The 22,820-nt window shown below is 62.1% G+C and carries 22 protein-coding genes; 11 read left to right on the forward strand and 11 right to left on the reverse strand.

Features of this window, described 5'->3' with window-relative positions; genetic code table 11:
- Together GY725_07830 and moaA are read right to left on the reverse strand one after the other, a co-directional pair.
- On the reverse strand, positions 1–962 hold a 962-nt coding region (locus GY725_07830), incomplete at its 3' end, for a thioredoxin domain-containing protein (GenBank protein ID MCP4004088.1).
- Positions 963–1,058: 96 nt separating this feature from the next.
- Complete coding sequence (gene moaA, locus GY725_07835) at positions 1,059–2,096, reverse strand: GTP 3',8-cyclase MoaA (protein ID MCP4004089.1); 1,038 nt, start codon at positions 2,094–2,096, stop codon at positions 1,059–1,061.
- A 126-nt stretch (positions 2,097–2,222) separates the two neighbouring features.
- Between moaA and GY725_07840 the strand changes: the two genes are divergently transcribed.
- Positions 2,223–4,259: a tetratricopeptide repeat protein gene (locus tag GY725_07840; GenBank protein ID MCP4004090.1), complete on the forward strand. Its 2,037-nt coding sequence runs from the start codon at positions 2,223–2,225 to the stop codon at positions 4,257–4,259.
- 40 nt (positions 4,260–4,299) lie between these two features.
- On the opposite strand, the gene GY725_07845 is transcribed toward GY725_07840, so the two are convergent.
- From GY725_07845 to GY725_07885, 9 genes are all read right to left on the reverse strand, one after another.
- Entirely contained in the window at positions 4,300–5,514 is a 1,215-nt protein-coding gene (locus tag GY725_07845) for a CoA transferase (GenBank protein MCP4004091.1), read from the reverse strand.
- Positions 5,507–6,391, reverse strand: coding sequence for an alpha/beta hydrolase (locus GY725_07850; GenBank protein ID MCP4004092.1), 885 nt, complete (start codon positions 6,389–6,391; stop codon positions 5,507–5,509). Before GY725_07850 ends, GY725_07845 begins: the two co-directional genes overlap by 8 nt.
- A 21-nt stretch (positions 6,392–6,412) precedes the next feature.
- Positions 6,413–6,946, reverse strand: coding sequence for an alpha/beta fold hydrolase (locus GY725_07855; GenBank protein MCP4004093.1), 534 nt, complete (start codon positions 6,944–6,946; stop codon positions 6,413–6,415).
- A gap of 208 nt (positions 6,947–7,154) precedes the next feature.
- On the reverse strand, positions 7,155–7,808 hold the full coding sequence (locus tag GY725_07860) for a hypothetical protein (protein ID MCP4004094.1): 654 nt from the start codon (positions 7,806–7,808) through the stop codon (positions 7,155–7,157).
- A 33-nt stretch (positions 7,809–7,841) separates the two neighbouring features.
- Positions 7,842–8,831: a UDP-glucose 4-epimerase GalE gene (gene galE, locus GY725_07865; GenBank protein MCP4004095.1), complete on the reverse strand. Its 990-nt coding sequence runs from the start codon at positions 8,829–8,831 to the stop codon at positions 7,842–7,844.
- Between the two features lie 52 nt (positions 8,832–8,883).
- Positions 8,884–10,206, reverse strand: a complete 1,323-nt coding sequence (locus tag GY725_07870; GenBank protein MCP4004096.1) for a hypothetical protein — start codon at positions 10,204–10,206, stop codon at positions 8,884–8,886.
- The gene (locus GY725_07875; protein MCP4004097.1) at positions 10,190–11,629 is read right to left on the reverse strand and encodes a hypothetical protein; all 1,440 of its coding nucleotides are present in this window, start codon (positions 11,627–11,629) and stop codon (positions 10,190–10,192) included. Before GY725_07875 ends, GY725_07870 begins: the two co-directional genes overlap by 17 nt.
- A gap of 5 nt (positions 11,630–11,634) precedes the next feature.
- Positions 11,635–12,597 carry a 4-hydroxy-3-methylbut-2-enyl diphosphate reductase gene (gene ispH / locus GY725_07880; GenBank protein MCP4004098.1) on the reverse strand — a complete coding sequence of 321 codons (963 nt, stop codon included), beginning with the start codon at positions 12,595–12,597 and terminating at the stop codon, positions 11,635–11,637.
- Between the two features lie 23 nt (positions 12,598–12,620).
- Positions 12,621–13,313, reverse strand: a complete 693-nt coding sequence (locus GY725_07885; GenBank protein MCP4004099.1) for a CDP-diacylglycerol O-phosphatidyltransferase — start codon at positions 13,311–13,313, stop codon at positions 12,621–12,623.
- Between the two features lie 36 nt (positions 13,314–13,349).
- On the opposite strand from GY725_07885, the gene GY725_07890 reads away from it, so the two are divergent.
- The 10 genes from GY725_07890 (at position 13,350) to GY725_07935 (ending at position 22,803) form a co-directional block, all read left to right on the forward strand.
- Positions 13,350–13,895: an NADH-quinone oxidoreductase subunit B gene (locus GY725_07890; protein MCP4004100.1), complete on the forward strand. Its 546-nt coding sequence runs from the start codon at positions 13,350–13,352 to the stop codon at positions 13,893–13,895.
- Between the two features lie 92 nt (positions 13,896–13,987).
- A complete protein-coding gene (gene lpdA, locus GY725_07895) occupies positions 13,988–15,373 on the forward strand; it encodes a dihydrolipoyl dehydrogenase (protein ID MCP4004101.1) in 1,386 nt (461 codons plus the stop codon).
- A gap of 28 nt (positions 15,374–15,401) precedes the next feature.
- Positions 15,402–16,661: a 2-oxo acid dehydrogenase subunit E2 gene (locus tag GY725_07900; GenBank protein MCP4004102.1), complete on the forward strand. Its 1,260-nt coding sequence runs from the start codon at positions 15,402–15,404 to the stop codon at positions 16,659–16,661.
- A gap of 33 nt (positions 16,662–16,694) precedes the next feature.
- A complete protein-coding gene (gene pdhA / locus GY725_07905; protein MCP4004103.1) occupies positions 16,695–17,639 on the forward strand; it encodes a pyruvate dehydrogenase (acetyl-transferring) E1 component subunit alpha in 945 nt (314 codons plus the stop codon).
- Entirely contained in the window at positions 17,632–18,606 is a 975-nt protein-coding gene (locus GY725_07910; protein ID MCP4004104.1) for an alpha-ketoacid dehydrogenase subunit beta, read from the forward strand. Before pdhA ends, GY725_07910 begins: the two co-directional genes overlap by 8 nt.
- 18 nt (positions 18,607–18,624) lie before the next feature.
- Complete coding sequence (locus tag GY725_07915; protein MCP4004105.1) at positions 18,625–20,097, forward strand: 2-oxo acid dehydrogenase subunit E2; 1,473 nt, start codon at positions 18,625–18,627, stop codon at positions 20,095–20,097.
- Positions 20,081–20,728: a lipoyl(octanoyl) transferase LipB gene (gene lipB, locus GY725_07920; protein MCP4004106.1), complete on the forward strand. Its 648-nt coding sequence runs from the start codon at positions 20,081–20,083 to the stop codon at positions 20,726–20,728. Before GY725_07915 ends, lipB begins: the two co-directional genes overlap by 17 nt.
- The gene (gene lipA / locus GY725_07925; GenBank protein MCP4004107.1) at positions 20,725–21,642 is read left to right on the forward strand and encodes a lipoyl synthase; all 918 of its coding nucleotides are present in this window, start codon (positions 20,725–20,727) and stop codon (positions 21,640–21,642) included. Before lipB ends, lipA begins: the two co-directional genes overlap by 4 nt.
- 106 nt (positions 21,643–21,748) lie before the next feature.
- Positions 21,749–22,291: an NADH-quinone oxidoreductase subunit I gene (locus GY725_07930; protein MCP4004108.1), complete on the forward strand. Its 543-nt coding sequence runs from the start codon at positions 21,749–21,751 to the stop codon at positions 22,289–22,291.
- Positions 22,288–22,803 carry an NADH-quinone oxidoreductase subunit C gene (locus tag GY725_07935; protein MCP4004109.1) on the forward strand — a complete coding sequence of 172 codons (516 nt, stop codon included), beginning with the start codon at positions 22,288–22,290 and terminating at the stop codon, positions 22,801–22,803. The genes GY725_07930 and GY725_07935 overlap by 4 nt, the downstream gene beginning before the upstream one ends.
- Positions 22,804–22,820: the final 17 nt, after the last annotated feature.

Genomic DNA, 22,820 nt, shown 5'->3' on the forward strand with positions numbered 1-22,820 from the left:
GCGAGCGAGAGTTGTGCGTTGTCGTACAGCATCTTTTCGAAGTGCGGCACAAGCCAGCGGACTTCGGTGGAGTAGCGATGGAAACCGCCACCGACATGATCGTAGATGCCGCCCGCCGCCATCTTGTCGAGTGCGAGCGTCGCCATATCGAGGGCGCGCGAGTCCCCCGTGCGACGCTGGTAGCGAAGCAGGAAGCGAATCGGCAAACGAGACGGGAACTTCGTCTGCTGGCCGACTCCTCCCCAGGTCGGATCGGCGACTCGTGCGTAACGGTCCGCAGCCAGGCGCATGACGTCCGCACCGGGGATTCGTGACACATCGGTCGCAGTGCCTTCGAGGTCCGCGCGAATCCTCTCCGTCAAGTCTGCGGAAAATCTGAGGATTTCTTCCGGGTTGTCGGAGTACTGCTTCTGGATCGAGTGCAAAACGCTCATGAAATCCGGCCGGCCCGGACCCGGCTGCGGCGGGAAGTAGGTACCCGCGTAGAAGGGTTTGCGGTCGGGTGTCAGCCATACGTTCAGCGGCCAGCCACCGCGCTGACCGAGCGCCTGGATCGCACTCATGTAGATTGCGTCGACGTCGGGCCGCGTTTCGCGATCGACCTTTATGGTGACGAAGTGCTGGTTCAGGAATCGAGCCGTATTCGGATCGTCGAAAGATTCTTCTTCCATCACGTGACACCAGTGACAGGTCGAATAGCCGATGCTCACGAGCACCGGACGGCCCAGGCGTTCTGCAGCGGCAAAGGCCTCGTCTCCCCAAGGGCGCCAGTTGACTGGATTGTGCGCGTGCTGTTGCAGATAAGGGCTGGATTCCAGCAGCAGGCGATTGGTGTACAGAGGCGATCCATCTGCTCGCAGATTGCGGGTGCGCGGTTCGTATTCGGGGCCCCGCCCGGCGAGTTCGGTTGCCAGTCGTGTGCGAAGGTCTTCAGACAGGGTGGGGGCACCGGGAAGTGCCATGGGAAGCTTCGCAGCCGAACCCGGAGGCTCGGCGAAGACCGGCGGCGAAAGCCACGCGACTGCAATCAGAATTCCGAGACCTCTGCGAAGCAGGGGTCACCCGCCTATCTGGTACATCTCGATCCGCTCCTTGGTCGGCGCGGACGAGGGCGAAAGACGGGCACGCTCCTCTGAATAACGGTCGGTGCGTTTATTCCAGACGCCGCTGATGAATTCGCGCAGTTCCGCGTCTGAGGCTCCAGCGCGCAGCGGTCGCTTGAGGTCGACGCCGTCCTCTGCAAACAGGCAGGTCACGAAGCGTCCGTCGGCGGAGAGTCGCCCGCGAGAGCACGCTCCACAGAACGGTTGCGTGACCGAAGCGATGATGCCGATCTCGCCGGTGCCATCGCGGTACCTGTAGCGACGCGCGACTTCGCCATTGTAGTTCGGCTCAGCGGGTTCGATCGGGAGTTCTTGTCCGATGAGTTCGAGGAGTTCGGCGGAGGGAACCACAAGGTCGCGATTCCATTGGTTCAGCGTACCCGCGTCCATGAACTCGATGAAGCGCAGGATATGTCCCGTGCCCTTGAAGCGGCGTGCTAGTTCGACGACGCCGTCTTCGTTCACGCCGCGCTGTACCACGCAGTTGATCTTGACCGGTGTCAGCCCGGCGCGTTCCGCGGCCTCGATGCCGTCCAGAACGCGTTGCACGCTGTACTGCTTTCCGCTCATGCGTTCGTAGATCGCCTGGTCCAGACTGTCGAGACTCACCGTCACTCGCCGGAGTCCGGCGTCGGCCAGAGATTGCGCGTGAGCTTCGAGCAAAGAACCATTGGTGGTCAGCGCGATATCGTCCACTCCTTGGATCCGGGCGAGTTGCGTGACCAGTTCCGGAAGTTGCGCACGCACGAGCGGTTCGCCGCCCGTGAAGCGCAGTTTGCGAACTCCCAGGGATGCGAAGATCCGGGCCAGTCGCTCGATTTCTTCGAAGCTCAGGATCTCGGAGCGCGGCAGGAATGCATAGCGCTCACCGAAGATCTCGGCCGGCATGCAGTAGGGGCAGCGGAAGTTACAGCGATCCGTCACCGAGATGCGCAGGTCGCGCAACGGTCGGTCCAAGGCGTCTGAGGGGTGGAGCGGTAGCGTCTCTGACATGAATTTCCGGGTCGGCTCTCAACCAGCCGAACGACCGATAGAGTAACACAGCATCCCCCTTCGGAGCGCTACACTGCTGGAGCCTGGGAACGAGGGATTTTTCAGGGATATCGGGGAGTTGTAGGCGTGAATCGGATAGGGGGAATCGTCGGATACTCGCTCACGCTGGCATTGCTCGCGTTCACTCTGCGGCTGGTCCATCTGATCGAAGTCTCGCAGACGCCGTTTTTCGAGGTACCGATCGGGGACGGCCTCAGCTACTACCGGTGGGCCGTCGAAATCGCCTCGGGCAACTGGCTCGGTGACCAGACGTTTTATCAGGCTCCGTTCTACCCGTATTTCCTGGCGCTCCTGCGTGCCTTTTTCGGGGAGAGTTTCTGGGTTCCGCGACTCGCACAGATCGCACTGGGTGCGGCCTCGTGCGGGTTGCTCGCGTTCGCCGGGGCGCGCCTGATCTCGACGCGGGTTGGTGTTCTGGCGGGTGCGTCGTTGGCCCTTTACGCGCCGGCGATCTATTACGACGGACTTCTGCAGAAAGCCTCTCTAGGACTCTTTTTCAGCAGCGCGCTCTTGTTCTTCGTCGCACGGGTGCGTACGCGTGCGGAACCTGGCTGGATACTGGGGATGGGAATGCTCCTGGGCTGTTTCGCGCTGACGCGTGAGAACGCGCTGATCCTGGTCCCCTGGGTCGCACTCTGGCTGTGGCTCGGTTTCGGCGATTCGAGCCGGGTCCGCCAGCTTCGCTGGCCGGGCTGGTTGTTGCTCGGGATCAGTCTTGTGCTGGTGCCGGTGGGCCTGCGCAATCAGGCCGTCGGTGGGCGCTTCTTGATTACCACCTCGCAGGCTGGTCCGAATTTCTACATCGGCAATGGCCCGCAGGCGACGGGCCGTTACGTGCCCCTGGTTCCGCGTCGCGGAAGTCCGCGCTTCGAACGCGACGATGCGCGCACACTGGCAGAAACGCAGCTCGATCGCCCGCTGGACCCGGCTGCAGTGTCCTCGTTCTGGTTGGGTCGCTCTCTGGAACACATCGCTGAACACCCGCTCGACTGGTTACGGCTCATGAACTACAAGGCGTACCTGTTCTGGCACGCGAATGAGGGCGTCGATACCGATAGCTTCGAGGCGTATCGCGAGGTGTCGAAATCCCTCGATGTACTCGCTCTGGTGTTCCACTTCGGCTGGTTGGCGCCGTTTGGCTTGTTCGGTCTCTGGACGACTCGAATGCGCTGGCGCGAGCTCTGGCCCGTCTACGGAATTCTCGCAGGTCTCGCGGCGAGCGTCGTCGTTTTCTATGTGCTGGGTCGTTATCGCGCACCGATCGTTCCGCCGCTGCTCCTTTTCTCTTCTGCGGGAGTGTTTGCTCTGGTCGATGCCGGGCGCCGCGCCGACTGGCGAGTTCTGGCGACGGGTATCGTGATCGTGGGTCTCGGTGCAGGTCTGGCCCATGGGCCAGAGGACCGGGGCACCGATGCGCGTGCGATCACCTACTTTGCACTCGGCCTGGGCCTTTTCGAGCGCGGTCGTTATCCGGAAGCCGTCGACGCCCTGGAGCAGACTCTGGACTGGGCACCCGATTTCTCGGAGGCCCGGCGCCTTTTGGGTCGCACACACCAGGCTTCGGGGGATCTGGAAGAGTCAGAACGCGAATTGCGGGCCGCGCTCGAGCGTGATCCGCACCGGCCCGATTTGCACTCGGCGCTGGGCGCAACGCTGGCACTCCGGGGCGACGCTGATGCGGCACGTGCGGCGTACGAGCGCGCACTGGGGTTGGAGGCGGGAAACTCCGTCGCGTTACAAGGTCTGGCGAGGCTCAGGTTCGAAGCGGGGCAGATCGCTGAAGCGATTCCGCTCTTTGAACGCGCGGTCGCGGCGCGCCCCGATGATCCGGACTTCCTGTCGAATCTGGCCGTCGCGCACGCGGCCGCAGGCGCCTATACGGAGGCGATTGAGGTGTTCGAACGTGCACTGAGGATCGATCGCAACCATCTCGGCGCAATCCTGAATCGGGCTGCGACACTGGAAAGGGCGGGTCGTGGGGAGGAAGCGCTTTCGGCCTATCAACGTCTTCTGGCCAGTGACGCGGGTTCCCAGTTGAGTCCAGCGTTGCTGGATCAGATCGCTAGCGCGATCGCGCGTCTGGAGCGCGTTCCCGCTCCTTAGCCCGGAAATCCCGCCAGGCCGACTCGGTCTTCGAACAGGTCTATTCGGCTGCCGGTTCGCTCGTCGTCTCGTCCGGTGAATCGACCAGTACACCTGACGAGCGCAATCCGGCGATGCGCTCGTCATCGAAGTCCAGTACCTGGCGCAGGACTTCTTCGTTATGTTCGCCACATCTTGGAGCTGGACGTCGCAGCGGTCCGGTTTTTCCCGAGAACCAGTACGGTGCGCGCACCACCGGACGCACACCGCCGCGCCGATCGTCGACCTCGAAGAGCAGTTCTCGCTCCCGAGCGATCGGTCCGTGTAGCGCGGAGGTCAGAGATTGAACCCGTGCGGCCACCAGGCCACTCTCTCCCAGTATCTCCAGGATTGCCTCGACGTTCTCTTGCTCCACCATCCAGCTTTCCATGGCGGCGTGTCTGAGGCGCGCCTTGGTCGGCACGTCTGTCGCGGACTTCGCCGGGTCGACGACGGAGGTCGCTTCCCTGAAGATCCGCCAGGCATTCTGCGGGGTACCGGCGATCGCGATCCAGCCGTAGGGACCCGCGTCGAAAAGACGGCATTCTTCGCGCGCCTCCGGGGTCGGGAGCAAGGCGTAGGCGGTCTCGCTGTAACTGGCCAGAAGCGCGTCGAACATCGGTACTTCGAGGTGCTCTCCCACGCCATTTGTCTGGGTGCGGAACAACGCCGCGAGCACTGCGATCGCTCCGTGAAGCCCTGCGGACATGTCTGCCTTGTTGTCCGCCATCTGGGCGACAGGCAACTCCGTCGTCTGAGCCTCCCAATGCAGCACGCCGGCGACCGCGTGCATCATGGGGGCGTAGGCGGGCTCGTTTTTCCATTTCGATTGCGAGCCGTAACCGTTGATCGACAACAGGATCGCGCGCGGGTTGCGCTGGTGGATCACGTCCCAGTCCAGACCCAGTCGTTCCATGACCGCCGGGCGGAAGTTCTCGAGTACCACATCTGCTCGTTCGATCAGATCGAGCAGGAGTTCCGTTGCGCCTGGTGCGCGAAGATCGACGCACAGGTTGCGCTTGCCGAGATTCCCGAGCGTGTAGAGCCCGCTCATGCCGCGATCGCTCTTGGGTGCGATTACCCGGGCAATATCACCATCGGGTGGTTCGATCTTGATCACGTCCGCGCCCAGATCGGCCAGCACGCGACCGCATACGGGTCCCGCGACGACACGTGTCAGGTCGATCACTCGCACACCGGCGAGCGGCGCGGTGGGGTCGGTTTCCGGCTCAGCCATGCGCGCGAATTTCTTCGAGGAAGCCGATCACCGCTTCGCTGAACACGTCGTTGCGATCTCCCGCCACCATATGGCCAGCACCCGACACGTCGACGTACTGGGCGTGGGGTACCTCGCGCAAAAACTCCCGGGCCGCTTCTTCACTCACCAGTTCGCTCATACGTCCGCGTACCAGCAGCATCGGAGTTTGTAGTTCGCGGGCGGTCCCGGAGAGATGATCCATCTGTTCGAAGCGATCGGATGCATTCGGCTGCGTGCGCGAGCGGACGAATTCCGGATCCCAATGCCAGTGGTAGCGACCCTCGCTATTGCGACGCAGGTTCTTTGCCAGGCCATCCAGGCTGTGCGGTCGCGGGCGATGCGGCAAATATGCGGCGATCACGTCTGCAGCCTCCTCGAGCGATGCAAAGCCCTCATCCATTCGTTCCGCCATGAATCCGAGCACGCGTTCCGCTCCACTGCGTTGTACGTTTGGGATGATGTCGACGAGCACCAGAGCTGAAAAGCAGGGCCCCTCGCCGGCGCACTGCGCTTTCAGGGAGGCGATGCCGCCCAGCGAGGCTCCCACGACTGCGGGCTTCTTCGTCAGGCTCATTGCAACGTCGCGGATATCCGCGGCGAAGTCTTCGAATCCGTAACGACCGTCCGATGCCCAATCACTGTCGCCGTGGCCGCGCTGATCGATAGAGATCGCGTACCAGCCAGCCGCGGCAAGTGCCCGCGCCGTTCCGCCCCATGCGTGGCGTGTCTGGCCGCCACCGTGTGCCAGGATTACGGGCGTGCTCTGGGGCGAGCCCCAGGCATCGGCGAGCAGTTCCAGGCCGCCGCGCGTGTGAAAACGCAGCAGTTCGCAGTCGGATTCACTCGATTCGATCATCTGCGATGACACACCCGTGGCTCAGGCCAGCCCGGATTCCGCGATCCACGTGTCGATTAGCTCGAAGACTGCCTTCGGAGCTTCGACGTGTGCCCAGTGCCCGAGGTCGCGCAGTCCCGCGATTCCGTGCTCTTCACCTGCGCTCGCGATTCGTTCGTACCATTGCGCAGTGCGCTCGCTGCAATGCGGTGCGGTGCCGAGCAGCGCGAGGCCGGTCACAAGACGGGGCGTATTCAGCGCAGCCGCCAACGAGACCATACCGCCCATCGAATGTCCGATGAGCACACAACGGTCGATTTCCAGCTGATCCATCACCGCAACTACATCATTCGCAAGATCGTCGCGGGTGAAACGGCCTGGTGGTGCTGTCGACGTGCCATGGGCGCGCTGGTCGACCAGAAGGACCCGGCCGCGTTTCGAGAGATAAGCTGCGAGTGGTTTCCAGATCTCTCGGGAATCGACGAGTCCGTGCAAGCAGACGAAGACCGGCCCCGGGCTCGGCTTGCCGAACCATTCGACATCGATTTGGTGGCTGTCCAGGTCGATTCGCTGCATCTCAAAACTCCGCGATACCGCGGTTTCTACACCAGGTCTCCCGGCACGTCCATTGAGTTACCGGAAGCCGCGTTCGGTGATTCCGACTTCTCGCCCGGACAGGCCGGTGCCGTCGGGAAACTCTCCGGATTCCGCTCGGCCTGGCGCAGTTTCCCGAAAGGGTCTGCGCAGCTTGTCGACAGGGGTCATGCTGACCTCGCAGATCGGACTATTCGGACTCGCTCGACTGCCGCATCACTTCATCTCGCAGGCTCGTGATCAGGTTGCTCAAGGAGCGCTTCAACAGCAGGTCTTCGACAAAGCCGGGCACGGAGCGGCCCGAATCCATCTTTGCCGAATATCGGACGAGTGTCTTGCGGCCTTCATCGAGTGGCACGAGTTGCCAATGCCCTTCGCTTGCGGCGATATCGTGTTCCCGATCGAGATCGAGTTTCCATCCGAGTCGCCCGGTGGTGGGGGTGAGTTCGTAGATGGTGGTGTGTTGCATGCCGACCATCCAGACCTTGAACTCTTGATGGACCCACATCCGATCGCCGTTGCGTTGCGTGATCTCGGTCGATGTAATGTGCGGCATGAATCGAGGCCAGCTTTCGAAATCGGTCAATGAAGCCCAGACAGCTGCGGGAGGCTGTGGGATGACGCCGGCCGCTCTGCTGAGCGCCTCGGTATCGCTCGAAACATCGGACTCCCGCACGATCTCTCCGTCGGCGAGCGCCTGCCAATCCCCGGGGCTGAACAAGGTACGCGGTTCGGGCGTTGTTGCGCGGCACGCGATGCAGATCATCGCACCCACTGGAGGGGTTTCAGCCGACGCCTGTGGTGGATCGGCGTTCGCGAACAAGAAGAGGGTCAGCAACCACATCGTGCAGATACTGTAGCATCTTGGGGAACCGAACTAATCCCCGTAACCCTCGAGATGTTGCCGGTGCCATTCCCACGCGCTCTCGACCACCTGATCGAGTTCGGGATAGGCCAGTTGCCAACCGAGCTGTCGGTGCGCTTTTTCGGAACTCGCAACCAGTCGCGCTGTATCGCCTGGACGCCTCGCCTTCACCTCGTAGGGAACTTTACGCCCTGTCACGCGTTCCACGGAGCGGATCACCTCGAGCACCGAATGGCCTTGGCCGGTCCCCATATTGAAGGCTTCTCCGCCGGGTTCACCCGTCGCGGTCTTTTCGATGGCGAGTTCGTGGGCTCCTGCCAGGTCCTCGACGTGCACGTAATCGCGGATGCAGGTGCCGTCCGGTGTGGAATAATCGTCGCCGAAAACCATCAGCCGATCGCGTTTGCCCAACAAGATCTGCAGGATCAGCGGGATCAGGTGCGTCTCCGGGCGATGGTCTTCACCATGTGAACCATCGCTGGCCCCCCCCGCTGCATTGAAGTAGCGAAGTAGCGCGAAACGCAGGCCGTAGGCGCGTGAGAAATCGCGGATCATCTGCTCGATCATCATCTTGCTGAATGCGTAGGGGCTTCCCGGGTTCAGCGGCGCGCCCTCATCGAGCGGCATGGACGCGGTCTCGCCGTACGTCGCGCAGGTGCTCGAAAACACGATCCGATGAACCTGTGCATCGAGCATCGCTTCGAGTAGGGAGAGCGAGTTGGCCACGTTGTTCCGGTAATACCGGCGCGGGTCCTCGACCGAGACACCCACGTACGTCGAAGCCGCGAAATGGAGTACGCCTTCAATGCGTCGCTCGGACAGGATTCTGGTTACACCGGCTGTATCTGCGAGGTTCATGATCTCGAGTACGTCTTCCGGAACCGCTCCGCGGTGACCCTCGCTCAAGTCGTCGATCACTGTCACTTCGTGTCCGGCAGCGAGCAGGCGCCGTGCGCTGAAGCCTCCAACGTATCCGGCGCCGCCTGTGACCAGTAGTCTCATGCTTTTCCTTCGACGCGCAGTGGGCGCACCTGAAGATCTGTCCGAAAATCCGTCATGGCCCGGTGATGCCAGCAATGCTGCCAGTGGACACGACGTCGTTGAAGGCTTGCCGGTTTGCCTCTCGGGCGGTCTGGATCTTTTCCGCGAGATCTGCCGGCGTCAGGCCGCTCTCGACCAGTTCGGAGACCAGCGCCGTGGATTCGTCGCGCAGATCGAGCGATTCCGCGGGCCTTCCCGCCACGAAGCGAGAGCAGGCCTCTACGTTGCGCAAGAAGGAATAGCGCTCCACGAGTCCTTCGACCTCTACGCCCATGTCTGCGCGAGCCACTTCGAGCATTGCGGCGATCGAAGGAAATTTCAAACCGTCGATTTGACGGCGACACTCCAGAAGACAGCCGCCAGCCAGAAACTCGACGTCCATCAAGCCGCCCACGCCGGTCTTGAGAAACACTTTATGGTTCTTCCCCGAGGCGCGCTCCGCTTCGATTCTCCGCCGCATGTCCGCGAGTACGGGCCACACGCTTCGCGTCTCTCTCAGAATCGCAGTGCGCGTCTGATCCAATACGGCCTGGGCCGTTTCTACCTCTCCGGCAATCGCGCGCGCGCGCATCAGTGCCAGGTGTTCCCAGGGCGCGGCGCTGGAGGTCTGGTAGGTGGTGTAAGCGGAGTGTTTCGTGACCAGGGCGCCCTGGTTTCCAGAGGGCCGCAGTCTGGAGTCGACCGTATAGGCAAAGCCCGCACCGGTCGGGGTCGAGAGGTAGGAAATGAAGCGTTGTGCGGTTCGCGACGGCAGCATCACGTCTTCGACTTCGTCGGCATAGAGAAAGATCAGATCGAGGTCGGAGTGATAGGTGAACTCGCGGCCTGCAATCTTGCCCATCCCCAAGACCGACACGTGAGACTCCGGTCGATCGTGACACGCGCCCGCGAGTGCCCAGCGAACACATGTTTCCGCGACGATCGACAGGTATTGCGAAACTGCTTCGAAGTTCGCCATCGAGCCAAAGTGACAGCAGGCAGCCACGAGCATCTCGTCGCGTCGCATGAGTCGGATCTCGTCGAGGAAGTCCTCGCGATTGGCCTCGAGATCCGGGCAGGATTGCGCCAACAGGGAGTTCCCCCGGGCCGTCAGAGGGTTGGCTTCCAGTGTGCACAATTGTTCGAAAAGAGTCGGTCGCATCGCCAGATAACGCGCGGCTTCGGCATTGCTCGCGACCAGCCGCGCAACGCCCGAGAGGGCGGCGCCTTCGAGCTGAGCGACGCAAGCGTCCTTGCCGCGCCGCTCGATCAGCGACTCGGCTGAAATCTTTGCGTGTTCGGCCAGAGGCGTCCCCTGGAGTGCATGCTCGAGCTTGCCTTCAAGTGCCTGCGTCACTCGGTGGCTCCAGTGTGAGGGCGTCGAAGTGCGATCGGACCTCGGCGCGAATATGTGTCCAGTCTTCCAGCAGTCGGCTGCGGGCGCGATCTGCATCTTCGTCCAGGTAGCCCATCCGTCGAGCCATGCCGAGTTGTTCCTCGGCGGCGCGTGGGAAGCGTTGCGTCTGACGTTCCTCGACCATCTGCACAGCGTGCTCGGCCCTTCGCAACCACAGGTAGGAGGCGCCGAGTGAATCACTCACTTGTTCGGGAAGACAGCCCAAGCGTGCCAGTTCCCTGAGCGCCGTCAGCACATGCCCCGTGCGGAGTTCCGGGTGACGCCCGCCGAAAAGCAATTGAAACGCCTGGGCGAGAAACTCCACGTCGCGGATGCCTCCGGGGCCTTCCTTCAACTCGTACTCGAGGTCGTGACCGGCCTGATCTCGCTCGGATTCGATCCGCAGCTTCATATTGCGAACCCCGGAGATCGAGGAGGGATCGATCGATCCGCGGTAGACGAAAGGGGCTACATGGTGGGGGAAGGGCGATTCCTGTGTTTCTGGCGCGCGCACTTCGCGCAGCCGGATCAGCATCTGCCGTTCCCAGTCTGCGCCGATGAACTCATAGTAATCCAGCGCCGTCTGCCAGGGGTTGACCAGGGGGCCCTGTCGCCCTTTGGGTCGCAGATCCAGATCTATTCGGTAGCCAAAGCCGTCTTCGCTGGGAGCTTCCATGTGCTTCTTGAAGGTCTGTACGAAGCCATCGAGAGATCGCTGATGCTCGTGATCGCTCTCCCCGTCTTCCGCATTCGATAGAAACAAAACGTCGATATCGGACGAGAAATTGAGTTCGCTTCCCCCGAGTTTTCCGAGGGCAAAGAGCATGGGAGCCGGCTGGCCGGTATCTGCTTCTGCGCAAGTCATGCCGGCAAGCAATAGGCGATCCGCGAGTTGGCTGAGTTCCGTCAAGCTCTGCTCGAAATCTCGCCCGTTCAGATCACGTGCGGCAATACGAAGCAGGCCTTTGTATTTCGCAATTCGGATCGCGGTCCACTCCGCTTCGACTTGTGCTGTGTCGGGTGGTTCGGGCAATGCACCTCGGAGTTCGGCCACCCAATGTGGATGGCGAAGAAGCAGGCGCGCCAGGAAATCACTCGAAGCGAGAAGTCTCGGAACAGTTGGGTAGAGCGAGATATCGAGCGGATTGCCGCTCACGCGCCGGTAGCGTTGTGCGAGTTCCTCGATGCAACGCGCTCCGTGCCCCGGACGTGCACCGCACAACAGTTCGGGTACCCAGAAGGCGCGGTGCGCCGAAAGGTCCGGGTCGTTTATTGCGGATCGGAAGGCTTCGATCGAGCGGGCAGGTTCTGGGTCACCGAGTCGAGCCAGGAGTTCGGGTGAGGCGCTCCCGCTTTCGAGGCTCCAGAGGAAGGCTTCTTGCAATTCCACTATTTTGACGCTGCGTTCCGAAGTTCGCGTTTGAGTTCAGGGGGAAGGTTGAAGCTCACGTCCTCTTCGACCAAGGCGAGTCTTTCTACCTCGCCACAACCGAGGGTCTGCAGCTTTTCGATCACCTCGGTTACGAGGAACTCGGGAGTCGACGCACCTGCCGAAACTCCAACCTTCGTCCCAGGAGTGATCCAGTTCGGATCGATCGCTTCGTCCGACTCGACGAGTCGCGCCTTGGCGCCGTGGGCCTGTGCTACCTCGACCAGGCGATTCGAGTTGCTCGAGATCGGGGCGCCCACGACGATGACTCGTTCCGCGCGCGCGGCCAGTTCCTTGACGGCGTTCTGGCGGTTTTGCGTGGCGTAGCAGATGTCGTCCTTGCTAGGCAGTCGGATGTTCGGGAAACGCCGTCGCAGGGCCTCGAGGATCTCGCGCGTATCGTCCAGGGAGAGCGTGGTCTGCGTCAGCACTGCAAGCCGGTCGGGATCCTCTACTTCGAGTCGCTCGATATCCTCGATTGTTTCGACCAGATGCATGCGATCGGGCGCGTGGCCGAGCGTGCCTTCCACTTCGACGTGTCCTCGATGCCCGACCAGGACGATGTCGCAGCCATCGCGCGCATAGTGCCGGGCTTCGACGTGCACTTTCGTCACGAGTGGACAGGTGGCATCGAGCGTGCGCAGACCGCGAGCCTTCGCTTCTTCGCGCACGTGGGGCGCGATTCCGTGAGCGCTGAAGATCACCAGGCTGCCCTCGGGAATCCCGGCGAGATCTTCCGTGAAGACGGCCCCCTTTTCGCGCAGGGCCTCCACGACGTGTCGGTTGTGCACGATCTCGTGTCGCACGTAGACCGGTTTGCCGTAGACCTTCAGCGCGAGTTCGACGATTTCGATCGCGCGATCGACGCCGGCGCAGAAGCCGCGTGGGCTCGCGAGCAAAAGGTTCTGGGATGCATCGCTCATCACACGGGAGGGTAGGCGGGCACCTAGGTAGATTCCAGCGAGCTGCGGATCGCCGGAATATTGAGCAGGAGAGAAAGACCGATGTAGTAGACGGGGGCGTACAGGCTCCAGAGCACCCAGTCCGGATCGGGATCGGGCACGACCGCCAACCAGGAGAAGACCAGCACCCACGAGGCCAGCACGAGCAGGCTCAAGGGTCTGAGGATCCGGGTGCGGCTCGGGTAGATGTATTTGATGGGGACGAAGACGGTCGCCGAGAGCACCAGTACCAGGATGAGTCCACTGAGCGGAGTCACGTCCATCACGTACAGATACATGGCCAATACGTTCCAGTAGGAAGGAAAGCCGACGAAGAAGTGGTCGTCCGTCTTGGCCTGATCCTGGCAGAATCCGTAGCCAGAGGCGATTACGGGAATCGAAACCCAGGCGGGATGGGGCAGAAGGTCGGCGCAGATCATGAAGTAGGCCGGTACGGTTACGTAAGTGAAGTAATCGCAGATATCGTCCAGTCGACGACCGTCGAACCAGGGGATGCGACCGCGTACGTCGACGGCCCGGGCCAGGGCACCATCAGTCGAGTCGATGACCAGGGTCAGCATCATCATGTACATGGAGAGGCGGAACTCGCCCGCGCCTGCGGCGACCAGCGCCCACACGCCGAATACGGCGGAGGACGCTGTGTACAGATGAACCAGCCATGCAGCGATCAAACCCACGGGCAGAGCATAGCCGAGCGGCTATAGTTCGTGCTCATGGGTGAAAAGCGCGAAATCCTGAGGCAGGGCGACGATTCCTTCTTGACCACGACGGTGGACTCGGTGATCAACTGGGCCCGGAAATACTCCTTCTTTCTGTATCCGTTCGTCACGGCCTGTTGCGGCATGGAGTTCATGTCGGTCGCAGGTCCCCGCTACGATTTGGACCGCTTCGGAGCCGCGCTGCCCCGCTTCTCGCCCCGTCAGGCCGATCTGATGATGGTGGTAGGCACCATTTCCCACCGCCAGGCGCCCATCCTCAAGAAGGTCTACGACCAGATGGCCGAGCCCAAGTGGGTCGTGGCCTTTGGCGCGTGTACGTGTTCGGGCGGACCGTACAACAACTACTCCACGGTTCAGGGAATCGACACGATCATTCCGGTCGATATCTACATTCCCGGCTGCCCGCCCCGACCCGAAGCGGTACTCGACGGGCTGATGAAGCTGCAGGCCAGGGTCCAGAAGACGCCTGGGTGGAACCAGCCGCACCACAAGGAGTCCGATGAACTCCTTCTGCCAATCGTCGAAAAGCCTGTAGCCTGAAGCACGTTTAACCCCCTACTTGCGGCTCAAGGAAGTGGTCCCGGGACCCGATGATTCGGGTGCATTACAGGGCTGCGATCGGAGGCTGGTAAGTGAAATCGTTCGATCTCATCGTTATCGGGTCTGGCCCCGGTGGCTACGTTGCCGCCATTCGCGGCTCCCAGCTGGGGATGTCCGTTGGGCTCGTCGAGGAAGACGCTCTCGGCGGTGTGTGCCTCAACTGGGGCTGCATCCCGACCAAGGCGATTCTCAGCGCAGCCGAGCAATACGCGGCCGTCAAGAAGGGCGTACCCGGTTTGATCGTCGACGGACTGCGCGCGGACTACGGTGCGGTGATCGACGCGAGTCGCAAGGTCGCGGGACGTCTGAGCAAAGGCGTCGGCAGCCTGATGAAAAAGAACAAGATCGAAGTCGTCAAAGGTCGCGGTAGTCTGGCCGGTTCCGGACAGGTCGTCGTCCGAAACGGGGACAGCGAAGAGATCCTGACCGGCAAGAACATCATCCTGGCCACGGGCTCGACGGAGTGGGTATTCCCCGGAGTCGAGGTCGACGGCCAACGCGTCCTTACGAGCCGCGAAGCGTTGGAGACGCGCGAGCTTCCCGAGTCGATGGTCGTGATCGGGGGCGGTGCCGTCGGTCTCGAGTTCGCGTACTCCTACGGAAGCTACGGCACCGAGATCACCTTGATCGAGATGCAGGACCAGGTCCTGCCGGGCATGGATCGGGAAACCGCGGATGCCCTCGCGCAGAGCTTCACCCGCAGGGGCGCCAAGCTCATGCTCGGCACCGCGTACAAGGGTCTCGAGGTCAACGGAAGCGGTGTGGTCGTGACCGCCGAAGGTGAAAAGGGCGAGATCGAGATTCAGGCGGATCGCGTGCTATTCGCGGTCGGTCGACGCGCGCTGACCGCAGGGATCGGACTGGAGGAAGCTGGCGTCACACTCGAGAAGGGCTTTGTGAAGGTCGGTCCCGACTTTCGCACCTCGGCGGATGGCGTGTGGGCGATCGGGGACTGCAACGGTCCACCACTGCTCGCACATGCGGCTTCGCACGAGGGGATCGCCGCGGTCGAATTCATGGCCGGGGAACGCAAGGCGGGCATCGATCCGCTGCGAATTCCGGCGTGTATCTACAGTCAGCCACAGGTGGCCTCTGTGGGTATGAATGAAGAACAGGCGCGCGCGGCCGGGCATGACGTGCGCGTGGGCAAGGTCCCGTTCCTCGCGTCGGGCAAGGCGGTGGGCACCGGTCACACCGAGGGCTTCGCGAAGATCGTCAGCGATGCACAGTACGGTGAACTGCTCGGCTGCCAGATCATCGGGCACGGTGCTACGGAGATGATCAACGAGTTTACTGCGGCCATGACCGCCGAGGCGACGATTCATGAACTGGCTGAAACCAGTCACGCCCATCCGACCCTGTCGGAGATCCTGATGGAGGCGGCGCTCGCGGCAGACGGGCGCGCCATCAACTTCTGAGTAGCGAGTCCTGAGTGGAGATGAGCAGATGTCGGTGACTGTGACGATGCCCCAGATGGGTGAGAGCGTGGTCGAGGGAACCCTCGAGCACTGGCTGGTCCAGGAGGGTGAGAAGGTCGAGAAGGACCAGACCATCTGCGAGATCACGACCGACAAGGTCGACGCGGAAGTACCGGCTCCCGAGGCCGGTGTCGTGACGCGTCTGCTCGTTTCCGAAGGCGATGTCGTCGAGGTCGGTGCAGAACTGGCCGAGATCGATCCGGATGCAGAGGCCACGGTCAGTGGGGGCGCGAAGTCTGGGAGTGCGACGCCAACGACAGATAGGCCGGCGATGGCTCCGACCGGCGACTCGAGCGTGCGCGCCACACCGCTGGCGCGACGTATCGCCGAAGACAAGGGAATCAACCTGGGTACCACTGAAGGCAGTGGTGCCGGAGGTCTTGTGACCAAGGCCGACTTGAGTGGAACCCCGGTCCGGGCGACGGCTCCCGGAAAGAAATCCGCGACCAGCCCGGCGGTGAGCGCGCCGCCGGGTAGCGTGCTCGAGTTCCTGGCGAAGATGAAGGTGCCCACTCATCGGGTGCGCGAGGACGAGCGCGTCGTGCCGTTTTCGAGTATTCGCCGGCGCATTGCCGAGCACATGGTCGTCAGCAAGATCGTTTCACCGCACGTCGGAACGGTCGCCGAACTCGATCTGTTCAAACTGGTTCAGCTTCGCGACGGCCTCAAGAACTCGTTCAAGGCGGAGCGCGGCTTTAGTCTGACCTTCCTGCCCTTCATCGTGCAGGCGACGGTGCGGGCCCTGAAGGACTATCCCGTCTTGAATGCCACGGTCGTCGGCGACACCCTGGTCGAGCGAAACGGCATTCACGTGGGCGTGGCTGTCGAGACCGAGCGCGGTCTGCTCGTTCCCGTCATCAGGGATGCCGACCGCCTGTCGCTGGTAGGTATTGCAGAGCGCATCGAGGAACTGGCACAGAGTGCTCGCAAGAAGACGATCGGTGCGGATGATCTACAGGGCGGAACGTTTACCGTCAGCAATCCGGGAAGGCAGGGAAACCTCTACGGTTTTGCAGTGATCAATCAACCACAGGTTGGCATCTTGCGAATGGGTGAGATCCGCAAGACCCCGGTCGTCGTGGAACACGATGGCGCGGATACCATCGCGATTCGCCCCATGATGCACCTGGCTCTTTCCTATGATCACCGGGTTGTCGACGGAGTTACCGGGAACGGCTTCCTCTTCGCTGTCGGGCGCTACCTGGAAGCCGCCGAATTCGAGGTTTAGCTCGTGAGTGTTTTTCCTGCTGATCAGATCCGCATGTACGAAGACATGGTGCTCATCCGCCGCTTCGAAGAGGGCGCCGCAGAAGCCTATGCGGATGGCCTGATCGGGGGCTTCATGCACCTCTATATCGGGCAGGAAGCGGTTGCAACCGGTGCGATCACCGCGCTGAACCACGACGACTACGCGCTCGGCACCTATCGCGTGCACGCTCACGCTTTGGTGCGGGGTAGCAGTCCGCGTTCACTCATGGCCGAACTCTACGGGCGCGCCACGGGTTGCTGCAAAGGCAAGGGCGGTTCGATGCACTTCTTCGATGCAGAGAAGTACTTCATGGGCGGCTACGGAATCGTCGGCGGGCATCTGCCGATCGCGGCGGGACTCGGACTTTCGATGCAGATGCAGGGCAACGATCGAGTCGTCATGGCGTTCCTGGGAGATGGAGCTTCCAATCAGGGTGTCTTTCACGAATCACTGAACATGGCCAAGCTCTGGGATCTGCCGGTCGTGTTCGTGTGCGAGAACAACTTCTATGGGATCGGTACCGACGTGCGCAATTCGTCGGCCTTCAATGAGATCCACAAGAAGGCCCAGGGCTACGGAATTCCCGGGCACGTCGTCAACGGCATGGATGTGCTGGCCGTTCGCGAGGCTTGCGAGGAAATGGTGCGCCATGTGCGACAGGGTTCCGGTCCGGTGTTGATCGAAGCTCGCTGTTATCGCTACGGAGGTCACTCGATGACCGATGCGGGCAAGTACCGCAGCGTCGCGGAAGCCGAACTCTGGAAGAAACGAGATCCGATCCCGCGGCTTGCCAAGTCGATGCTCGAGGCGGGGATCGTCGATCAAGAGCGACTCGACCAGATTGCCGAGAAGGCGAACGCGACGGTGATCGACGCAATGATGTACGCGGAGGAAAGCCCCGTGCCGGATGCTTCCTCGCTTTACGACGACGTGTACGTGGAGAACCACGGTGCCTGAGATTCGCTACTTCGAAGCGGTCCAGAGAGCTCTGGCCGAAGAAATGACTCGCGACGAACGCGTCTATGTCCTGGGCGAAGACGTCGGGCTCGTGGGGGGGACCTTTCGCGCGACGGAGGGCCTGATGGCCGAGTTTGGCGCGCGCCGCGTTCGCGACACACCGATTGCAGAAGCGGCGATCATCGGGATGGCCATGGGCTCGGCCATGAGCGGACTGCGCCCGGTCGCCGAGTTGATGACTCTGAATTTCGGCATCGTGGCGATGGATCAAATCATCAATCACGTTTCGAAGGCCCGGTATATGTTCGGAGGGCAGGTCAGCTTGCCGATGGTGATTCGCGCTGCGGTAGGGGGCGGCACGCAGAAGTCGGCACAGCACTCCCATTCGGTCGAATCCTGGTTCGTCAACACACCGGGCATCCGCGTCATCGTACCCTCGACTCCCTACGATCTGGTCGGTTTGTTGAAGACCTCCGTGCGCAGCGAAGACCCGATCCTGTTCCTGGAACACGAAGGTCTCTACGGCTCGCGCGGTGAAATCCCGGAAGAGGAATACCTGCTGCCCTTCGGTGTCGCAGAGGTGAAGCGGCCGGGACGTGACGTGACGATCGTGGCCTGGTCGAAGATGGTGCACGAGGCGTTGAAGGCGGCCGAGATACTTTCGCGCGAAGGCATCGAGGCCGAAGTCATCGACCCCCGAACCCTCGATCCGCTGGATATCGACACCATCCTGGGTTCGGTCGCGCGTACGAGGCGCGCCGTGATCGCCGAAGAAGGCTGGCGCAACGTCGGAATGGGCGCCGAGCTGTCTTCCCGTATTCAGGAACACCTTTTCTACGAACTCGAGGCGCCGGTCCAGCGGGTAGCTGCGGCCGACGTCCCGACGCCTTACGCCAAGAACCTGGAAAAACTCGCGCTGCCCGATGCGCAGCGGGTCGTCGACGCGGTGCTCAAGATCACCCTCTGACGATTCTGGAGATCCTCCATGCCCAAGCAGATTCGAATGCCCAAACTCTCGGACACCATGGAGGAAGGGCGAATGCTCGCCTGGCGCAAGAGTGTCGGCGACTCGATCAAACGAGGAGAGATCCTCGCTGAGATCGAGACCGACAAAGCGGATATGGAGTTCGAGTCCTATACCGAGGGCGTCGTTCACTCCCTGCTGGTCGAACCGGGGGCTACCGTCGATGTCGGAACTCTGATCGCGATCATTCGTCTGCCCGGGGAGAGTGACGAAGACATGGCCGCGAGCGACGTCGCTGCGCTCGAAACTCCCGCTAGCAGGGTTTCTGCCAGTAGCGCGCTTCCGGCCGATAGCCCGGTCACGCACGCGGCTGCACCTGTGTCGCTTTCCCCGTCCCGCCCCTCGGGAGGCGGACTTCCACCTGCGGTGTCCGGTGAGCGGATCATGACTCCGTTTGCCTACGACGAGGACCGGCAGCGGGCGACACCTCGCGCAAGACGGCTCGCCGAGGAGAAGTCCATCGACTTGAGCGAGATCGAGGGCAGCGGACCCATGGGTGCGGTGCTTGTTGCCGACCTGGAGTCCTACCTCGCCGAACTCGAAACCCAGGAGCCCGACGTCGACGGAATCCGCGCCACGCCACTTGCGCTGCGCATGGCCGATCAGATGGGGATCGACCTGGAATCGGTCAAAAGCAGCGGACCCGGTGGACGCATCACGAAGTCCGATCTCATGTCCCACGCGGACCATGTGAAGACACAGGCGAAGGAACGCGAGGCGGAGCTTTTCCGCGGCGCCCTTCAGCTTTCTCAGAAGCGCAAAGCTCTGATCCGGAACATGGTGCGCAGCAAGGGCGAGGCACCCCACTTCTACGTTCAGATGGACGTGCGCACCGATGCGCTGCGCGAGCAGCGGGATCGCACGAATCAGGAGTCGGGAGACAAGCGACCTCGCCTTACGTACACGCACCTCATGATGAAGGCGGTTGCCGTTGCGCTCGAGAACAAGCCGGAGGTCAATGCGACGTTCCGACCGGAAGAGAATGACATCGCCCTTTACGAGGGGGTCAACATCGGTCTCGCCGTAGATGTGCAGGATGAGCTGGTTGCGCCGACGGTCAAGAACTGTCAGGGCAAGAACGTCTTTCGCCTGGCCGAGGATGCCAACGCGTTGATTCAGCGGGCGCGCATGCGCAAGCTACAGCCATCGGACTATGCTGATGGGACTTTTACGATCTCGAACCTGGGCATGTTCGGTGTGGACCGCTTCTACGCGATCATCACGCCGCCGCAGAGTTCGATTCTGGCCGTCAGTACGATCTCGCAGCGCCCGATCGTCGTCGACGGTGAGATCGCGATCGGGTCGATGACGACACTGGGCCTTTCGGTGGACCACCGTGTTGTCGATGGCGTGAAAGCGGCGCAATTCCTCGGTGAGATTCGCAAGCTCCTGGAATCTCCGGAGGAGCTGATCCGCGATGCAAGCGGTTTCTGAAGCCGGAATCGAGATTCTCAAGCCGGGTCGGCTTTCGTATGGTGAAGGACTGCGTCTGCAAGAGCAGTTGCGCGGCGAGCGTCGCGAAGGCCACATCGGTGACACGGTGCTCTTGCTCGAGCATCCCGATGTGATCACGTTCGGTCGCGGTGCGCGGCCGGGCAACTCTTCTCCGGACGATCAACTCAAAGCAGCTGGCTACGAGGTCTACCACGTGAACCGCGGTGGCGACGTGACCTGGCACGGGCCGGGCCAGCTCATCGGGTATCCGATCCTCGATCTCGAACACCGCGGTGCAGATGTACACATCTACCTGCGAGAACTCGAGGGCGTGCTGATCGACACTCTCGCCGATTTCCGCCTGAATGCGCGACGACGCGAAGGCTACGCGGGAGTCTGGATGGACGAGAACCGGAAGATCGCATCGATAGGTGTGGGTGTGCGTGGCTGGCTCACGATGCACGGCTTCGCTTTGAATGTGTGTTGCAATCTGTCTCGCTTCGACGCGATCATTCCCTGCGGGTTGCAGGGAGTCCAGATGACCAGCATGGAAGTCGAACTCGGTCGATCCGTCCGTCTGGCCGAGGTCGAAGAGCGGATCGAGTTCCATCTGCGAAAGTGTTTTGCATGAGTGATCTCCTACAGATAGACGGAAGTGACGCCGGACCCGAGCGCCCGGACCGCCGGGCGGATCGGCCGTCCTGGCTCAAGGTGCGTTACCGGCAGAATCCGGAACTCGAGGCGTTGTTCGATCTGGTTCGGGACAAGCATCTGAATACCGTCTGCCAGTCGGCGGCCTGCCCAAACGTGGGTGAGTGCTGGGCGCAGGGAACGGCGACCTTCATGCTCAGCGGCAATCTGTGCACCCGCGCCTGCGGGTTCTGCGATATCCAGACCGGTCGACCCGAGGCACTGGATCCAGAGGAGCCAGCGCGCGTCGCCGATGCCGTCGCGAGCCTGGGCCTGCGCTTTGCGGTGCTGACGGCCGTCGCTCGGGATGACCTGGCCGACGGCGGGGCGGCGCAATTTGCTGCCACTCTGGTAGCGATTCGCGAATCTTCGCCCCAATGTCGGGTTGAAGTCCTCATTCCCGACTTCAAGGGTTCGGAAGCCTCGTTGAAACGCGTTCTCGAGGCGGAACCGGACGTGCTCAACCACAACCTGGAGACAGTCGAACGCCTGCAGCGATCTGTGCGCAAGGCAGGCCGCTACCAGCGCTCGCTCGACGTTCTTGCGAATTCCCGGCGGCTGCGGCCGGATATTCCCACGAAAACCGGGCTGATGCTCGGGCTCGGCGAACGCCCGGAGGAAATCCGCCAGGCCCTGGCCGATATTCGCGCGACCGGCTGCGAGTTGCTCACGATCGGCCAGTATCTCTCGCCGGGGCCCGATCGGCTGCCGGTGGATCGCTGGGTCACGCCCGAGGAGTTCGACTCCTGGGAGCAGGAAAGCAGACGCATCGGTTTCGCGGATGTGCTCTCCGGCCCCCTGGTTCGCAGCTCCTATCGAGCCGAGCAACTCGCCGGAAAGTCGGCAACCGGCTGAGAACTTCGCGAGGATTCTTTGGCGGAGAGCCGCCCGGATCGCTCCCGGCGTTGATTCCAGTCTCCCAGACCGTATCTTACGATCCCGTAAAAGGGGGGCCGCCGGAATGCCGGGCAAGGTTGTACGTGTACGCCGACGGGAGCGACTCGGCTGGGCCGAGAGACTCTATCTGCCGACGATCTTCGTTGGCCTGGCCGTCACCTGTCGCCACTTCATGCGGAACTTCTGGGGCTATATGCTCGGCAAGCCGCGCACCTTCGTGGTTCAGTACCCCGAGGAGCGTCTGGACTACGCGGACGCGTTTCGCGGCCACCCCGTTCTGGTCGCGCTCGACAGCGGCAAGCCGAAATGCGTGGCTTGCGGGCTCTGTGAGTTCGCATGTCCAACGGACTGCATCACGATCTTGCCCGGAGAGACGGACGAGAAGATCGAGCGCGTTCCGGCGGTCTTCGACATCGAGTTGACCCGTTGCATGTTCTGCGGTCTGTGTGAGGAAGCCTGTCCTGAAGAGGCGATCGTCATGAGCCGAGATGTCGAGTTGGCCAGCTATGAGCGGATCGATGGGCTCCACCATATGAGCGACCTGCTGCGGCCCGAGCCAGAGGTCAAGCGTCGCCTGGATTTCATTCGTCGGGAGTACAACCGTTGACCGAAGCCGAACCTCTACTCGGGACCGTAAAGGAATCGCTCGGCGAAGCGGTGCTCGACAGCCACGCGTATCGCGGTGATGCGACGATCCTGGTCGCGCCCGAGAGTCTTCAGGACGTCCTGCTCGAGCTTCGGGACGGCGAGAAACTGCGATTCAATCTCCTCATGGATTTGACCGCGGTGGACTACATCGAGCGCGAGCCGCGTTTCGAACTCGTCTACCACCTGGCCGCAATCGATGTTGAACCGCGGGGAACCGAGCCGTGTCGGATGAATCAACGCTTGCGCGTAAAGGCGGGCGTTCCCGCCGATCCATGTGAAGTCGACTCGGTCGTCGAGATCTTCCCTTCGGCCGATTGGATGGAACGAGAGGTTTGGGACATGTACGGCATCTCGTTTCGAGGCCATCCGAATCTCAAGCGCGTGCTTCTCTATGAGGAGTTCAAGGGGCACCCGCTGCGCAAGGACTACCCGAAGGAGCGGCGACAGCCGCTCATCGGACCGCGGAATTAGGGCAGGGGGAATTACCT

This window comes from bacterium (genome assembly GCA_024226335.1).
Lineage (GTDB): Bacteria > Myxococcota_A > UBA9160 > SZUA-336 > SZUA-336 > JAAELY01.

What these genes read in the sequence shown, in the direction of transcription:
- lipA (MCP4004107.1), top strand. Translation starts at nt 20,725, where the DNA reads ATGAGTGATCTCCTACAGATAGACGGAAGTGACGCCGGACCCGAGCGC.
- lipB (MCP4004106.1), top strand. Translation starts at nt 20,081, where the DNA reads ATGCAAGCGGTTTCTGAAGCCGGAATCGAGATTCTCAAGCCGGGTCGG.
- ispH (MCP4004098.1), bottom strand. Translation starts at nt 12,597, where the DNA reads ATGAGCGATGCATCCCAGAACCTTTTGCTCGCGAGCCCACGCGGCTTC.
- galE (MCP4004095.1), bottom strand. Translation starts at nt 8,831, where the DNA reads ATGAGACTACTGGTCACAGGCGGCGCCGGATACGTTGGAGGCTTCAGC.
- GY725_07890 (MCP4004100.1), top strand. Translation starts at nt 13,350, where the DNA reads ATGGGTGAAAAGCGCGAAATCCTGAGGCAGGGCGACGATTCCTTCTTG.
- GY725_07930 (MCP4004108.1), top strand. Translation starts at nt 21,749, where the DNA reads ATGCCGGGCAAGGTTGTACGTGTACGCCGACGGGAGCGACTCGGCTGG.
- GY725_07860 (MCP4004094.1), bottom strand. Translation starts at nt 7,808, where the DNA reads ATGTGGTTGCTGACCCTCTTCTTGTTCGCGAACGCCGATCCACCACAG.
- GY725_07855 (MCP4004093.1), bottom strand. Translation starts at nt 6,946, where the DNA reads ATGCAGCGAATCGACCTGGACAGCCACCAAATCGATGTCGAATGGTTC.
- GY725_07915 (MCP4004105.1), top strand. Translation starts at nt 18,625, where the DNA reads ATGCCCAAGCAGATTCGAATGCCCAAACTCTCGGACACCATGGAGGAA.
- moaA (MCP4004089.1), bottom strand. Translation starts at nt 2,096, where the DNA reads ATGTCAGAGACGCTACCGCTCCACCCCTCAGACGCCTTGGACCGACCG.
- pdhA (MCP4004103.1), top strand. Translation starts at nt 16,695, where the DNA reads ATGTACGAAGACATGGTGCTCATCCGCCGCTTCGAAGAGGGCGCCGCA.
- GY725_07850 (MCP4004092.1), bottom strand. Translation starts at nt 6,391, where the DNA reads ATGATCGAATCGAGTGAATCCGACTGCGAACTGCTGCGTTTTCACACG.
- GY725_07900 (MCP4004102.1), top strand. Translation starts at nt 15,402, where the DNA reads ATGTCGGTGACTGTGACGATGCCCCAGATGGGTGAGAGCGTGGTCGAG.
- GY725_07845 (MCP4004091.1), bottom strand. Translation starts at nt 5,514, where the DNA reads ATGGCTGAGCCGGAAACCGACCCCACCGCGCCGCTCGCCGGTGTGCGA.